We start from the raw sequence: 15,720 nt of genomic DNA, 5'->3' as shown, positions 1-15,720 counted from the left end.
ATATAAAATGAAAGTAAAATTAATTCTTCTTTTTTCTCTTGCGCTATCTACTGTGAATGGGCAATCACTGGAGTTTTTTACCAGTGGTAGGTTAATATTGGGTACGCATAAAGAGAGAACGGCATCTGTAGGCGTTGGCGATATAGATAATGACGGCGATGCAGATATATTAGTCGCCAACGGTCGTCACTGGCCAGGACAAAACAGAATATTCGTTAATAATGGTAGAGGGGTATTTACAGTTTCAAAAAGCTTAGGATTAGAAAGTGAAACTACGTATTCAACCGAACTTGCAGATTTTGATGGTGATGGAGATTTGGATATTGCTGTAGGTAATGACATGGCACCAAACTACATATTTCTAAACGATGGCAAAGGTGATTTTACAAGAGCTTCAAGTTTTGGGGCGGCTTATGCCCCAACAAGAAATATTGTGGTTGCGGATATTGACCAAGACGGAGATAAGGATATTCTAATAACCAATAGGGGTAAAGAGAATGAGATATGTCTGAATAACGGTGATGGAACTTTTTCTAAATCAATAGGTTTTGGAAATAAGGAAGATTCTACAATTGATGTGGAAGTTGCAGATATGAACGGTGATGGAAACCTTGATCTTATACTGGCGAATAGAGATGACCAACCTAATTTTGTGTATTTGAATGAAGGTAATTTAAAGTTTACCAAGAAAATACCATACGGAACAGGTAATGACATTACACGTTCTGTGGCTATTGCTGATATAGACAAAGACGGATTCTTAGATATTGTAACTGCAAATATCGGGGAATCTAATGTGATTTATTTTGGGGATAAAAAGCAGACTTACCAACGTAAGATAGCATTTGATCCTAGCGAAGATAAATCTTATGCCATTGCTTTAGGTGATTTGGATAAAGACGGAGATATGGATATAATCATAGCGAATGTAAAAAAATCCAACTCAGTTTTTATTAATTCTAATAACGGAAAAACTTGGGAGAAAATCACCTTGGCAGATGAAGATTTTAATACGTACGACATTACTGTTTTTGATTTAAATGGAGATGGCAAGTTAGATATTATTGAAAGTAACTCAGACGAGATAAACCGCTATTACTTCAATAGATTTACTCCTGAATTCCCATAAAAATATCAGTTTTTCTTCAATGGGATGCCTTTTTACTTTTTTCTTCCTGTCATCCCATTGATTTTTTCTGATTGATATTCCGGAATCCAAATATTGTACATCTTTTTTAGAAGTCTCCATTTTGAGCCGTATCATCTGAGTACCGTTCTTCTTAATATAGTGGGAAAGATAGTAGTTGAAATTCATTTGTTCGTTATTTGTTCGGAATATGAACAAATATAAACAATTATAAAGGATTATAAAGAAAAAATCCATCTAACAAATAGGGGGTTATCTGAATGTTTAAGGGGTTTCGGAGATTTATTCTTGCATAGTATGGTACACATACTGTACGTCATCATCTTCTTCTAATTTTTCTAAAAGTTTTTCCACATCAGCAGCCTCTTCTTCGGTAAGTGCTTTTGTTACTTGCGGAATTCTTTCAAAACCTGATGATAAAATTTCAATCTCACGATTCTCCAGTTCTTTTTGTAGCGCTCCGAAGCTTTCGAATGGTCCGTAAATTAAAATTCCGTCTTCATCGACAAATACCTCTTCAGCACCAAAATCAATTAATTCTAATTCTAATTCTTCTGGGTCTAGACCTTCTGCGGGTATTCTGAAATTACAGGTATGGTCGAACATGAATTCTACAGAACCTGATGTACCCATATTGCCATTGCATTTATTAAAATAACTTCTAACATTTGCAACGGTTCTTGTATTGTTGTCAGTAGCGGTTTCAACAAGAATTGCAATACCATGTGGGGCATAGCCTTCAAAAAGCACTTCTTTATAATCACCTAAAGATTTGTCACTAGCCCTTTTTATGGCGCGTTCAACATTGTCTTTAGGCATATTTACTGCCTTGGCATTTTGTATAACTGCTCTTAGTCGAGAATTGGCGTACGGATCTGGTCCGCCTTCTTTAACGGCCATCACAATATCTTTACCTATACGTGTAAAGGCTTTAGACATTGCTGACCATCTTTTCATTTTACGTGCTTTTCTAAATTCAAAAGCTCTTCCCATGGTAAATTATTTTAAACAAATGTACAAAAACGGGCAATGTTCAGATATCATTAAATTGAATTTTCTAAACAACCAGTAAGTAATTAGTATTGATTATTAAAATTCACTTTCTATTATATCTTCTATAGTTCTAGCTAGAACAAAATCTTTTTCGGTAACTCCATTTGCATCGTGAGTGTTCAGACGAATATTTACAGTATTGTACACATTGCTCCAGTCTGGGTGATGACCTTGCGCTTCACATTCAAAGGCAATACGCGTCATAACAGAAAAGGCTTCTTTAAAATTTTTAAATTCAAAAGTGGTTTCTATGGCGCCATCCACATACTCCCATCCGTCAAGTTGACCCAAATAGTCCGCTATTTGCTGGTCAGTAAATTTTTCCATTTCTTTCATAATTGTTACTAATTTAAAACATGATGGTCAATAATATCTTGAAAAGTAAACTGTAAATTTTTAGGTAATTTATTAGTCTTTGGTAAGACTGCCAAATACCTGTCTTCATTAGTGGTATAAACCCTTTTAATAATAGCGTTAAAATTACCAACACGTTCTAGGACTTCTTTAATAAAATCTTCATGATGCGTTAAATCATTGCTGCCTAGATGGTAAATACCAGTTTTATTTCTATTGATAAGGTAATGAATTTGTTGAGTTAGCTTATCATCATTGGTGACATTTAATATCAAATTAGGGAAGACTTCAATAGGTGCATTTTCTATAATAGCCTTTTTCATTTCCTTAATTCTGGGCGAGCTATTGCCAAATACCATTGGCACCCTTAAGATAGCCATTTTATCTTTTGGCAACCTAAGAAGCATATTTTCAATTTTTATTTTTAGTCTGCCATAAACACTTTCAGACAAAGTTTTGTCCATTTCATATGATGGATATTTACTATAGGTATCAAAAACATTAGCAGATGATATAAAATAAATTTTACAATCTTCTTTAGTAATATATTCGACAATATGATTATGTGCGATTACTAAAGCAGCAAAATTTCCTCTTAATGCTGAAACTATTACTTGTGGCTTAACGGCTTCTAAAACCTCAACAATATCATCTTCTTCTAAATTATAATGCACAAATTGTTTGTTAGAGGAGAATGAATTTGCGGCATGACAATAGGTGCCATAAGTATCGAAATAATTACAAAGTTCTTTGTAAATCGCATTACCTATGAAACCGCTTCCGCCAAGAATCAATATTTTTTTAGTTTCTAATTTCAAAAAATGGAAAGTTCAGTTTCTGTAGTTAATTTCTCTAAGGCAAGCATTCCTAATTTAGAATTTCCTTTAGGGTTGAGACCAGGAGACCAAGTAGCAACACAAAATTTATTTGGTAGAAATGCAACGATTCCGCCACCGACACCACTTTTACCAGGCAGTCCAACTTCAAAAGCAAATTCACCTGCTTCATCATAAAAGCCGCACGTCAACATTATGGCATTAATACGTTTTACTTGCGATGTGGTTAGGAACGTATTATTTTTTCTACACTTTCCATTGTTCATGAACATGAAAAAAGTGTTCGTTAACTGCGAGCAACTCATGGCAAGTGAACATTGATGAAAATAAAAATCTAGAACAACGTCAACTTCATTTTTTAGATTACCATACGATTTTAAAAGGTTGGCTGCTGCAAAATTTCGGAACCCTGTTCGTTTTTCAGATTTGGCTACATCAAGATCATAAGCTATGGTGTCATCATTCGCTATATTGCGCACAAATGCTAGAAAATCTTCCTTAGCATTTTTTAATTGAGAAATCAGAATATCGGCAATTACAATAGCACCAGGATTTATCAACGGATTTCTAGGAATTCCGTTTTCTAATTCTAAAAGCGATAAATGATTGAACGGATCTCCAGAAGGTTCAACATCTACACGTTTCCAAACTTTTTCTCCAATGAGTCCTAAAGCCATAGAAAGGCTTAAAACCTTGGAGATACTTTGAATCGAAAATTTTTCATCAGATTTTCCGGCAGAAAAATTATTTTGTTGAATATCAATAAGATGTATTCCGAAATTATTAACATCAACCTTTGCTAATTCTGGAATATAATCTGCAATCTTACCTTTGTCCTTTTCATTTGATGCAGTTTCATTTATTGAGGTAAGAACACCTTGAAAATCTATCATTTACTTTTTGTAAAATGGTAATTTAACTATAGTAGCAGGTACAGCATTTTTTCGAATTTGAATATTGATTTTGCTACCTACATCTGAGAATATGGGAGGAACATAACCTAAGCCGATACCAGTACCCATCGAAGGTGACATAGTACCTGAAGTTACCACGCCTATAGTTTTACCATGACCATCTACAATGTCATAATCATGTCTAGGTATACCACGTACGTCTAGTTCAAAAGCAACTAACTTTCGTTCCGGTCCGTGTTGTTTTTCTTTTTCTAAAGCTGCAGAGTTGACAAAATCTTTATTAAATTTTGTAACCCATCCTAAACCAGCTTGAATAGGAGAGGTGTTATCGTCAATATCATTACCATAAAGGCAGTATCCCATTTCTAAACGTAAGGTATCTCTCGCTGCCAATCCGATTGGTTTAATTCCGAAATCTGCTCCCGCTTCAAAGACCTTATCCCATATTTGTTTTACCTCGTCATTCTTACAGTAAATTTCAAATCCGCCAGAACCGGTATATCCTGTTGCTGAAATAATTACATTATCTATACCTGCAAAATCGGCAACTTCAAAATGATAAAATTTTATATCAGCTAAATTAACAGATGTTAAAGATTGCATCGCTTCAACAGCCTTAGGACCTTGAATAGCTAAAAGTGAATACCCTCCAGATATGTTTTTCATATCAGCATTGAATTCATCGTTGTATGATGAAATATGATTCCAGTCTTTCTCAATATTTGAAGCGTTCACCACTAATAAATATTGTTCTTCTTTAATTTTATAAATAATAAGGTCATCAATAATACCCCCGGTTTCATTAGGTAGACAACTGTATTGTGCTCTGCCAATGGTCAATTTTGTCGCATCGTTAGATGATACTTTTTGAATTAAATCTAAGGCTTTAGGACCAGAGATTAGAAACTCACCCATATGCGACACATCAAAAACTCCCACACTTTTACGTACGGTTTCATGTTCGGCATTAACACCTTCGTATGAAACGGGCATATTATAACCAGCAAATGGAACCATTTTGGCACCAAGAGATTCGTGAGTTGTGGTAAGCGCAGTATTTTTCATGAAAATCAAAATTAGACTACAAATTTATTGAAAATATCTAAGATTATTATTTGGAAACGTAGTTAGGTTAGCAAAGTACGGTGTTTATTGGAAAAGTCATTAATTATTAAAATGTTAATTAACTATATAAAAATTTAGTGTTTTGGCTAATATTTAACATTTTTTTAGGTTTATAGATTATTTTGGTGTATAATTGGATATCCAATCTGGTAAACCAGATTGGATATCCAATTTGTTAAACATGTATTATATTAATTTAAACTAAAATTATGATGAGAAAATTTAAAAAAAAAGGTTTGTATGGTCTTAGCTTATTAGCTGTATCTGCTTTATTAGTCTTTTCTTGTTCACAAGAAGAAATCTTTGAAGAAGCAGAACAGACTAATGCTGATGAATTTATTGTTGCGAAATTAACAAGTTCATTAATCCAAGCAGAGAATTATGATGGGCAAAATGGAATTCAAATTAGTGGTGGAGGTACAGCTGTTGGTTACATACAAAACGGTGATTGGATAAGATTTGAAGATTTTGATTACGATGGTGCTAGCTCGGTATCTGTGCGTGCATCAAGTGGAAAAACGGGAGGAACAATTGAGTTTAGAGCAGGTGGCACTAGTGGTGATCTATTAGGTCAAGTTTCGGTAATTAATACTGGTGGGTGGTCTAATTTTCAAGACTTTACTGGTAGTATTAGTGATGATTCCAATAATTCTGATCTTTATTTAGTTTTTAAAGGTGGTAGTGGTTATTTATTCGATGTAGATTCATTTAGCTTTAGTGGTTCTGGTGGCTCTTCAGGGATTAGTGGAGACACAAACTTGGCATTAGGGAAACTTGCTGAACAGTCTTCTACTGCATATAATGGTGCTGCAAGCAGAGCTATTGATGGGAACACCAATGGAAATTGGAATAGTGGTACTATAACCCATACTGCAAATACTTATCAACCATGGTGGCAAGTGCGTTTAGGTGCGGATTATGAAATAGGTGAAATTAAAATCTGGAACAGAACAAATTGTTGTTCTAGCCGATTAAATAATTTTGACGTTTTCGTTTATAATAATGCAGGAATTCAGGTATTTAAGACAACGATTACAGACACACCAAGTCCTTCTGTAACGATAAACACTGGTGGAGTTATAGGTGCTCGTGTTCGTGTTAAGTTAAAGGGAACTAATCCATTATCACTAGCTGAGGTAGAGGTATTTGGAGAAAGTAGCGGCGGTGGAGGTGTTGAACCCGGTAGTGCGTCTATTCCTTCTGATTTAATGGATAATTGTAGCCAATGGAAAATAACCTATCCAGATGGTTCGGAAGACAAGACCCTATGCGGAGAGAGCAATAATGAATACTTTTTTGTCAATAGCAGCAAAAACGGTATAGTATTTAAAGCTCCTATTAGAAACAATAATGGTACAACCCCTAATTCCGATTATGTTCGTTCAGAACTTCGTGAGCGAACAGAGAATGGAAGTTCTGATATTTATTGGACAACAGCGGGAACAAATGTTGTGTATGTAAAACAAGCGATTACAAACCTACCTATAACCAAAGATCATTTGGTAGCAACGCAAATTCACGGTAATAAATCTGAAGGCATAGATGATGCTATGGTGTTACGCTTAGAAGGGTCAAAACTATTCCTTAGCTTCAATGGAGGTGTTTTGCGAAGTGATGTTACCATAAAAACCAACTATACCTTAGGTAAAGTCCACGAAGTAATATTCGAGGTAAAAGATGGCAAGCATTACTGCTACTATAGTGAAGATGGGAATTTAAAAAGTGCCTATGCAAGTGGAAACGCTTCAAGTTATTTAATTAGAGATGGAAATAATTCTTATGTCATGGACAGGACTTATGGTGAGGCATATTTTAAAATTGGTAACTATACCCAAAGTAATGCCGAAATAGAAGGCAGTAATACAGGAAATTCCAATAATTATGGAGAAGTGGTCGTTTATGATTTTTATGCTACTCACTAACATCCAATTACTTTTCAAAAGAGTAAAGTATAGAGTTAGTTAATTTTAAAAGGTCGGTGAATCAAATCACCGCCCTTTTTTTATTTCCTTATTTTCGTAAAGTGTAGACGATAGAAATTATACTTTTTCCAATAGATATTTTTGAAATTCTTAATAATCCCTGATTTTTTGAAATTTCTTCTACTTATTCATTACTTTTTGTATTTGTGGTGGAATTTCTAAGGTAGTAGAAAGAGTTTCCTCCACGATATCCAGGAACTTAACAGGATGCGCAGTTTCTAAAAATATACCATAGGTATTTAGGTGTTGTTCTTGGTATTTCTTGAGTCCTAAATACCCTACTGCCCCATGTGGGTCTGCAATGTATCCGTTTATTTTATGGATTTTCAATAAGGTCTCTTTAGTTTGTTCATCGTTAAAGGCATACGAAGACAAATTTTTTTCCATCTCCTTGAAATTATTATTGAAAATGTGCCGCATACGCATAAAGTTACTTGGGTCACCCACATCCATTACGTTCGAAATTGTTGGTATAGATGCTTTTGCAGCATAGGTTTTAGTCAGCACGTATTCTGGTTCGGTATCGTTGACATTGCTAGACTCTACAAAATGTTTAACCGTCATACCTAACCTTTGTGCGACTAGACCAGCACATATATTCGCAAAACTTCCAGATGGAAAGGAGAACACGATTTCTTTTTCTTTTTATTTCGCTTGTTTATAGACGAACAGAAAATAGAATAGTTACAGTAACCAGAGAGCTACATTGATGGAGTTTGCTTAGGCCAATTGCATATGAGCAATAAAATCGATAACTAAAAAGGCATTTTTTACCTAGGCTTGGCAATCATCTAACATGCCATTCACTTCCAATGTAGTACTGTTTTGTCCTAATGTTGTTAATTGGCGTTTCTGTTTATCGCTGACCTTACCGCTTGGGTATAAAATAACAACCTTTACAACATCTAAACCTAAAAATACGTTTGCAACTGCTCCACCCGTATCAACTGAGGTAGCGACTAAAGCAATTACTTTACTTTTATTGGAACGAGAAAAATATCCTAGGCATTGCGCATTAAAACGTGCGCCTACATCCTTAAAAACCATGGTAGGTAAGTGAAATAACTCTAAAGTTCTAATAGAAGGTGACATAGTACCAGAAGTTAATACGCCAATAGTTTTACCATGACCATCTACAATGTCATAACCATGTCTAAGTATACCACGTTCGTCTAGTTCAAAAGCAACTAACTTTCGTTCCAGTCCGTGTTGTTTTTCTTTTTCTAAAGCTGCAGAGTTGATAAAATATTTGTTGAATTTTGTTAACCATCCTAAACCATCCTAAACCAGCTTCAAGCGGAGAGGTGTTATCGTCAATATCATTACCGTAAAGGCAGTATCCCATTTCTAAACTAAGGGTATTTCTAGCTGCCAATCCGATTGGTTTAATTCCGAAATCTGCTCCGGCTTCAATAACGGTGTCCAATATTTGTTTACCTCGTCATTCTTACAGTAAATTTCAAATCCACCAGAACCGTTATATCCTGTTGTAGCAATAATTACATTATCTATAGCTGCAATATCGGCAACTTCAAAATGATAAAATTTAATATCGGCTAAATTAACAGAAGTCAAAGATTGCATCGCCTCAAAAGCCTTAGGATCTTGAATCGCTAAAAGCGAATATCTTTCAGATATGTTTTTTATATCTGCTTTAAATTCATCGTTATAAAATGAAATGTGATTCCAATCTTTTTCAATATTTGAAGCGTTCACCACTAATAAATATTGCTCTTCTTAAATTTTATAAATAATAAGGTCATCTACAATGCCACCGGTTTCATTTGGTAGACAACTGTATTGTGCTCTACCAATAGTCAATTTTGTGGCATCGTTAGATGATACTTTTTGAATTAAATCTAAGGCAGTAGGACCAAAGATTAGAAACTCGCCCATGTGCGATACATCAAAAACTCCCACACTTTTACATAAGGTTTCATGTTCGGCATTAACACCTTCATAAGAAACAGGCATGTTGTATCCGGCAAATGGCACCATTTTTGCTCCTAGTCTTTCGTGAGTTGTAGTAAGTGCGGTATTCTTCATATTCTATAGTTTCTTGCGAAGCAAATTTATTTAAAATACTTCGTTGTAGGGAAGGAAGCTCATGCTTTTAATCGATTATAATTATTGTTTATAATAATTATATATATTTTTATAAGCAATTATGATTGCTAGCCACTAAATAAAGAGTTGTTTAATTAAATTTTACTTATGATATACTTAAAACGTATTTTTAAATTACAATTATTAATCATTACAGTACTGTGTTTGTCGCAACTTACAGTAGGTTGTTCATCTGATGAAGTGCCTGAACCAAATCCTGAAGTGGTTGTTGAAGAGGAAGAAGAAGTTGTTGAAGAAGAGGAAGTTGTTGAAGAAGAAGAAGAGGAATTTATTAATGACGTATTTGGCTTAAGCTCAATTCTAGAACCATGGGAAAACTTTGATTTATCCGATTGGGTTATAGACACTCCGGCTTTTGACGAAGATGGTTTTTCTGAAAGATATGGTGAATTGAATTGGGATCCTTTGGCATCAAGCGATTCTCGCCCTTTCTTTTTTACCCATACCGATGGTGGGATGAGATTTGTATCTACGGTTGGTGGTGCTAAAACTAGTCAAAATACATCATACGTCCGTAGTGAACTACGTGAAATGTTGCGTGCCGGAAATACCAGTATTTCTACTACAGGTGTCAATGGAAATAATTGGGCTCTTGGGTATCAACCAGAAGGTACGGATCATGGAGGAAGAAACGGTACATTGGCAGCTACGCTAATGGTTAACCAAGTAACTACAACAGGTAGTAATTCACATCAAGGTAGAACGGTTATTGGTCAAATACATGCGGATAATGATGAACCGGCAAGGCTTTATTATAAAAAGTTGCCGGATGCAGAATTTGGCTGTATCTATTTGAAACATGAAATACGAGATGGTGATGACGTTACCTTTGAATTGATCGGTGATGAAGATTGCAGTGGTAATGGACCTGAAGACGGTATAACATTAGACGAACTTTTTTCCTATGAAATTATTAATGATAACGAAGATATTATTGTGCGTATTTATAGAGGTGATGTTGATGGACCTATGATTGCAGAGACAACCGTAGATATGAATGCCCTGAACAGCGGTTATGATCTTGCTGACGAGTGGATGTATTTTAAAGCTGGAATTTATACTCAAAATAATACAGGTGAGGCTGATGACAGTGATATTATTACTTTTTATCGTCTTAGCAATACTCACGATGCCAACTAATCCATTATTGATAATTTGGTATAATAGTTTTTATTTACAAAAAAGGCGAACCTGTGTGGTTCGCCTTTTTTAATCTATTTATCAGTAAAAAGTTGATTGATATTTAATTTTTAAGAAAAGATTTTAAATCTTCATAATTAGAAATTTGAATGGATTTTTTCTCTTTTCCCATTACTTTCTGAATCTGTTTAGGGATTTCTAATTTAATATGAATTGTTTCTTCAACAATATCCAAGAACTTTACGGGGTGTGCCGTTTCTAAGAAAATACCATAAGTATCAGGGTTTTGTTCTTGATATTTTTTCAAGCCCAAATAGCCTACAGCTCCATGGGGATCAGCAATATATCCGTTGACATCATAGATTTCCTTTAAGGCTACTTTAGTGGTTTCATCATCAAAAGAATAGGAAGAAAGGTTCTTTTTCAGAGCTTCGAAATCATCTTGAAACAAATGTCTTATTCTTATAAAATTACTAGGATCGCCAACATCCATAGCATTAGAAATAGTTGCTGTAGATGGTTTGGGAGTGTATTCTTTTGTAAGCATAAACTGCGGTACGGTATCGTTCACATTTGTAGCAGCTATAAAGTGCTTTACAGGCATGCCTAATCGCTGAGCAACTAAGCCAGCACATATATTACCGAAATTACCAGAAGGTACAGAGAATACAATTTCCTTACCTTTAGATTTCGCCTGTTTGTAAGCGAACAAGAAATAAAATAACTGTGGCAACCAACGAGCAACATTAATTGAATTTGCTGAAGTCAATTTCATATGATCAAGAAGTTCTTTATCTAAAAAGGCATTCTTTACCATAGCTTGGCAATCATCAAAAGTACCATCAACTTCTAAAGCGGTAATATTTTTACCTAGCGTGGTTAATTGTCGTTCTTGAATATCGCTCACTTTTCCGCTAGGGTAGAGTATAACTACATTCACACCTGCAACACCTAGAAATCCATTAGCAACGGCACCACCAGTATCACCAGAAGTAGCTACAAGAACAGTTACTTCATTTTTCGTAGACCTTGAAAAATAGCCTAAACATTGTGCCATAAAACGAGCGCCAACATCTTTAAAAGCCATCGTCGGACCATGAAAAAGCTCTAGAGTTCCAATATTGGGAGTGATTTCAACTACAGGGAAGTCAAAATCCAACACCTCTTTTAAAATAGTCTTTAATACATCATCAGGTAAAATACCAGATACAAATTGCTGTATTGCGGTAAACGCTATTTCTTCGTTAGCTAGGCTCTCAATATTCTCGAAAAAAGAACTAGGTAATGCATTAATTTCCTTCGGAAAATACAAACCTTTATCAGGTGCAATACCATTGACTACGGCAGTATCAAAAGAAACTTCGGGCGCTATATTGTTTAAACTATAGAATTTCAAGCTGAATATTTTTAAAAGTTATGAATGTATTGCTGCTGAACTTATAAAAGTTTAACGCCTTCCATATTAATTTTTGATACGTGTATTTCGTAAGCAATACCGATTTTATCGTAAACCGTTTTCATTGCTTCGCCTACTTTTACTGCTGTTTCGTTTCCTTTACTAAAAGCAAAAATTGATGGTCCGGATCCAGAGATACCAGAGCCTAGAGCACCAGCTTCAATGGAAATTTTTTTTACTTCATCAAAACCAGGAATCAATATAGAACGTATCGGTTCTACTATATGATCTTCAAGAGATCTACCAATCAAATCATAGTCTTCTTTGAATAAACCGGCAACTAGGCCACCTACGTTTCCCCATTGTTTAATTCCGGTTTCCATAGAAATAGTAGTTTTCAGAATCTTTCTAGAATCTGATGTTTTTATTTCTATCTGCGGATGGATAATGGTTACATATAATTCTTTAGGAGCAGGTATGGTAATTACGTCTAACGGACTGTAGCTACGCACCAACGTAAACCCACCAAATAGGGCAGGGGCTACATTATCGGCATGGGCAACATCACTTGCCAAACGTTCACCTTCCATGGCGAATTTTACCAATTCGGTTTTGCTGAACGGGTTACCCAATAAATGGTTCATAGCCCAAACAGCACCTGCAGAACTTGCGGCGCTACTACCAATACCACTACCAGGTTTTATTTTTTTATTGATTTCAATATCGAATCCGCCATGGTAATCAGATGCTAATAAAAAAGCATTACCGGCAACTCCAGCTACATTGTTCAGAGTTTCCTTTGGTAGGTCTTGTCCTGTTAGTTTGGTGATTCTAATACCTTTTTGAGGCACTTTTCTAACTATCATTTCATCACCGACCGAGTCTAGGGCAACGCCTAGAACATCAAATCCGCATGAAACGTTTGCAACTGTTGCAGGGCAAAAGACTTTAATTTCGTTTGCGTTCATAATGAATACTCTTGTTATGAAATTTAGAAATTACCAATTCGTATAATATCAGCAAAAATACCAGACGCTGTTACTGCTGCACCGGCACCGGCACCTTTAATGATCATTGGTTGATTAGGATATCTTTCAGTATAAAAAAGCACGATATTATCACTGCCCTCTAGATTGTAAAAATCGTGACCTTTAGGTATTTCTTGTAAACCAACACTTGCTTTACCATCATCAAACTGAGCAACATATTTCAATTTGCTATCAGCATTTTTTGCACTAGTAAATAATGACTGAAAATGAGCTTCATGTTGTATTAATGAAGCAAAGAACTCATCATTATTAGCTGTGTTTAAACTTTCTTCAGGCAAAAATGGATTGTTGGTAATATCACTGATTTCCAATTGATTTCCACTCTCACGAGCTAAGATTAAAATTTTACGCATTACATCAACGCCACTTAAATCAATTTTTGGATCAGGTTCTGTATATCCCTCTTCTTGAGCTTGTTTTACCACATCATGAAAGGTAGTTTTATCATTGAAGTTATTGAAAACAAAGTTTAAACTTCCTGAAAGAACGGCCTGAATTTTCAAGATTTTATCTCCAGATGCAATAAGATGTTTTAAGGTGTCTATAATTGGTAAGCCCGCACCTACGTTAGTTTCGAATAAGAAAGGAGCGTTATATGTTCTAGCTAGAGATTTTAAATGAGAATAGTTTTCGTAGGCAGAAGAGCAGGCGATTTTATTACAAGTAACTACAGAAATGCTATTACCTAAATATTCGTTATATGTATTAGAAACCTCTTCACTTGCTGTGTTGTCTACAAAAATACTATTTCTAAAATTTAGACTATTTACGAGCTCTAAGAATTTAGATTTATCTGCTTTTTGACCTGCCGTAAGTTTTGTTGACCAATCATTTAAATCTATCCCTTTTTCATCAAAAAGCATAGTTCTAGAGTTCGACATTCCTATTACTCGAATGTTCAATTTTAAATTCTCTTTTAAGAACTTACGTTGCTCTTTAATTTGCTCTAGAAACTTTGCGCCAACATTACCAACACCCATTACAAATAGGTTTAATTGCTTAATGTTTTCTTCAAAAAATTCTTCGTGCAATGCATTTAGTGCTTTTTTGACATCCTTTTCATCTATAATACAAGAAATATTTCTTTCAGATGCACCTTGGGCAATCACTCTAATGTTGACATTATTTTTTCCAAGAGTACTGAACATTTTACCGCTCAGTCCTTGGTGGCTTTTCATATTATCGCCAACTAGAGCAACGATAGCTAAATCTTTTTCAGGAATTACCTGTTTTATTCGACCTCTTTCGATTTCATATTCAAAAGCCTCGTTCACAATTGAAACAGCTTTATCTACGTCATCGGCAGAAATACCAACACAGATAGAATGTTCAGAAGAAGCTTGGGTAATTAAAACAACACTAATATCAGCTTGAGAAAGAACCTCGAAAAATCGTTTCGAAATTCCTGGTATACCTACCATTCCTGATCCCTCTAAAGATAATAATGCAATATTGCCAATATGGCTAATTCCACGAACGGTTTTTCCTTTTTCGTTTTTAGATTTGGTAATTAAAGTACCCGCTTCCTCAGGGCTAAAAGTGTTCTTAATGACAATAGATATCCCTTTCGATAATACAGGTTGGATAGTGGGGGGGTATAGTACTTTAGCACCAAAATGAGAAAGCTCCATTGCTTCTTCATACGATATATGCGGAATAGCTTTGGCTTGCTTCACCATTTTTGGGTTGGCAGTATACATACCACTAACATCTGTCCAGATTTCTAAAATATCGGCATCTATGGCAGCAGCATAAATTGCTGCCGTGTAATCAGAACCACCTCTGCCAAGAGTAGTAGAAACTCCTTCCTCAGAAGTAGCAATAAAACCAGGGCAAACAGTTATTTTTTTATCGGAGCTCTTAAAAAAATCGACGCAATTAGTATTGGTTTTGTTGAAATTTACCACATTCTTGCCGTTAAGCTTATGTGTAATTATCAGCTCTCTACTATCTTTAAATTCAGCGTCTAATTTTTCGCTAATAAGGTATTCGCTAATAATGTAAGAAGAAAGAAGTTCGCCGTAACTTACTATTTTATCTGATAATTTCGGAGTGATTTCTCCGATAAAATAAGCACCTTCTAAAAGCGTTTCTAAAACATTAAATTCGCTCTTTACCTTGCTAAGAACTTTACTTTGGGCCGTAACAGGCAGTAATGCTTTGATGGTAGATAAATGTCTTTCTTCTAGTGTGCTAAGAATATTTTTGTAAGATTGATCTTGTGTCGAAGCTAAAGAACCGGCTTCTAATAATAGATCTGTTACGCCCCCTAGTGCAGAAACAACCAAAACAATTGGGTCGTTGTACTTAGAGATTATATTTTTAATTTTAATTATATTTTCAGGTTTGGCTACAGATGAGCCACCGAATTTTAGAACTTTCATGTTGTGAAATATTGACTTTGTAATTTAAGATATGGTGTAATTAAACACGGGTACGGAGAAATATAGTTTTTAACCCCAAAGGGTGAAACATGCCGTAGCTGTACCATAAGTAATAGTAGCTGAAGTGAAATCGAATGTTATGTCTGTATTATAGCAGTCCATAAATACTAATGGTTGAAAATCAAATGTAGTACATTTGATATCTTAATCAAA

The 15,720-nt window shown here is 35.0% G+C and carries 13 protein-coding genes and 1 pseudogene; 3 read left to right on the top strand and 11 right to left on the bottom strand.

Annotation, left to right across the window (positions count from 1 at the left end; genetic code table 11):
- Nucleotides 1–7: 7 nt before the first annotated feature.
- Complete coding sequence (locus ACPF9A_RS02650) at nt 8–1,129, top strand: FG-GAP repeat domain-containing protein (protein WP_424001406.1); 1,122 nt, start codon at nt 8–10, stop codon at nt 1,127–1,129.
- Between the two features lie 300 nt (nt 1,130–1,429).
- On the opposite strand, the gene ACPF9A_RS02645 is transcribed toward ACPF9A_RS02650, so the two are convergent.
- From ACPF9A_RS02645 to gcvT (ACPF9A_RS02625), 5 genes are all read right to left on the bottom strand, one after another.
- Nucleotides 1,430–2,140, bottom strand: coding sequence for a YebC/PmpR family DNA-binding transcriptional regulator (locus tag ACPF9A_RS02645; RefSeq protein WP_424001404.1), 711 nt, complete (start codon nt 2,138–2,140; stop codon nt 1,430–1,432).
- Nucleotides 2,141–2,236: 96 nt separating this feature from the next.
- Nucleotides 2,237–2,527, bottom strand: a complete 291-nt coding sequence (locus ACPF9A_RS02640) for a 4a-hydroxytetrahydrobiopterin dehydratase (RefSeq protein WP_073245998.1) — start codon at nt 2,525–2,527, stop codon at nt 2,237–2,239.
- A gap of 17 nt (nt 2,528–2,544) precedes the next feature.
- Complete coding sequence (locus tag ACPF9A_RS02635; protein WP_424001402.1) at nt 2,545–3,372, bottom strand: sugar nucleotide-binding protein; 828 nt, start codon at nt 3,370–3,372, stop codon at nt 2,545–2,547.
- Nucleotides 3,369–4,283: a glutaminase gene (locus ACPF9A_RS02630; protein WP_424001400.1), complete on the bottom strand. Its 915-nt coding sequence runs from the start codon at nt 4,281–4,283 to the stop codon at nt 3,369–3,371. The genes ACPF9A_RS02635 and ACPF9A_RS02630 overlap by 4 nt, the downstream gene beginning before the upstream one ends.
- Complete coding sequence (gene gcvT / locus ACPF9A_RS02625; RefSeq protein ID WP_424001398.1) at nt 4,284–5,369, bottom strand: glycine cleavage system aminomethyltransferase GcvT; 1,086 nt, start codon at nt 5,367–5,369, stop codon at nt 4,284–4,286.
- 269 nt (nt 5,370–5,638) lie between these two features.
- On the opposite strand from gcvT (ACPF9A_RS02625), the gene ACPF9A_RS02620 reads away from it, so the two are divergent.
- Nucleotides 5,639–7,351 (top strand): carbohydrate-binding protein, encoded by a 1,713-nt coding sequence (locus ACPF9A_RS02620; RefSeq protein ID WP_424001396.1) that lies wholly within the window; start codon nt 5,639–5,641, stop codon nt 7,349–7,351.
- A gap of 180 nt (nt 7,352–7,531) precedes the next feature.
- Here the strand turns inward: ACPF9A_RS02620 and ACPF9A_RS02615 are convergent, their stop codons facing one another.
- The 3 genes and pseudogenes from ACPF9A_RS02615 to gcvT (ACPF9A_RS02605) form a co-directional block, all read right to left on the bottom strand.
- Nucleotides 7,532–7,975, bottom strand: coding sequence for a hypothetical protein (locus tag ACPF9A_RS02615; protein WP_424001394.1), 444 nt, complete (start codon nt 7,973–7,975; stop codon nt 7,532–7,534).
- A 210-nt stretch (nt 7,976–8,185) separates the two neighbouring features.
- Nucleotides 8,186–8,503 (bottom strand): hypothetical protein, encoded by a 318-nt coding sequence (locus tag ACPF9A_RS02610; RefSeq protein ID WP_424004553.1) that lies wholly within the window; start codon nt 8,501–8,503, stop codon nt 8,186–8,188.
- Nucleotides 8,489–9,457 (bottom strand): annotated as a pseudogene (gene gcvT / locus ACPF9A_RS02605) (glycine cleavage system aminomethyltransferase GcvT); the annotation flags it as partial. The gene ACPF9A_RS02610 and the pseudogene gcvT (ACPF9A_RS02605), both read right to left, overlap by 15 nt.
- A 168-nt stretch (nt 9,458–9,625) precedes the next feature.
- Here gcvT (ACPF9A_RS02605) and ACPF9A_RS02600 point away from each other — a divergent pair.
- Nucleotides 9,626–10,678: a polysaccharide lyase family 7 protein gene (locus tag ACPF9A_RS02600; RefSeq protein ID WP_424001392.1), complete on the top strand. Its 1,053-nt coding sequence runs from the start codon at nt 9,626–9,628 to the stop codon at nt 10,676–10,678.
- Nucleotides 10,679–10,781: 103 nt separating this feature from the next.
- On the opposite strand, the gene thrC is transcribed toward ACPF9A_RS02600, so the two are convergent.
- Genes thrC through thrA form a run of 3 tightly spaced genes read right to left on the bottom strand, consistent with a single transcriptional unit; the run spans nt 10,782 to nt 15,507 of the window.
- Nucleotides 10,782–12,074: a threonine synthase gene (gene thrC, locus ACPF9A_RS02595; protein ID WP_424001391.1), complete on the bottom strand. Its 1,293-nt coding sequence runs from the start codon at nt 12,072–12,074 to the stop codon at nt 10,782–10,784.
- Nucleotides 12,075–12,115: 41 nt separating this feature from the next.
- On the bottom strand, nt 12,116–13,042 hold the full coding sequence (locus ACPF9A_RS02590; protein WP_424001389.1) for a homoserine kinase: 927 nt from the start codon (nt 13,040–13,042) through the stop codon (nt 12,116–12,118).
- A 23-nt stretch (nt 13,043–13,065) separates the two neighbouring features.
- Entirely contained in the window at nt 13,066–15,507 is a 2,442-nt protein-coding gene (gene thrA, locus ACPF9A_RS02585; protein ID WP_424001387.1) for a bifunctional aspartate kinase/homoserine dehydrogenase I, read from the bottom strand.
- Nucleotides 15,508–15,720 lie beyond the last annotated feature (213 nt).

The organism is Maribacter sp. IgM3_T14_3 (assembly GCF_049603095.1).
Classification (GTDB): Bacteria; Bacteroidota; Bacteroidia; order Flavobacteriales; family Flavobacteriaceae; genus Maribacter.
This window is presented reverse-complemented; position numbering and strand designations above follow the sequence as displayed.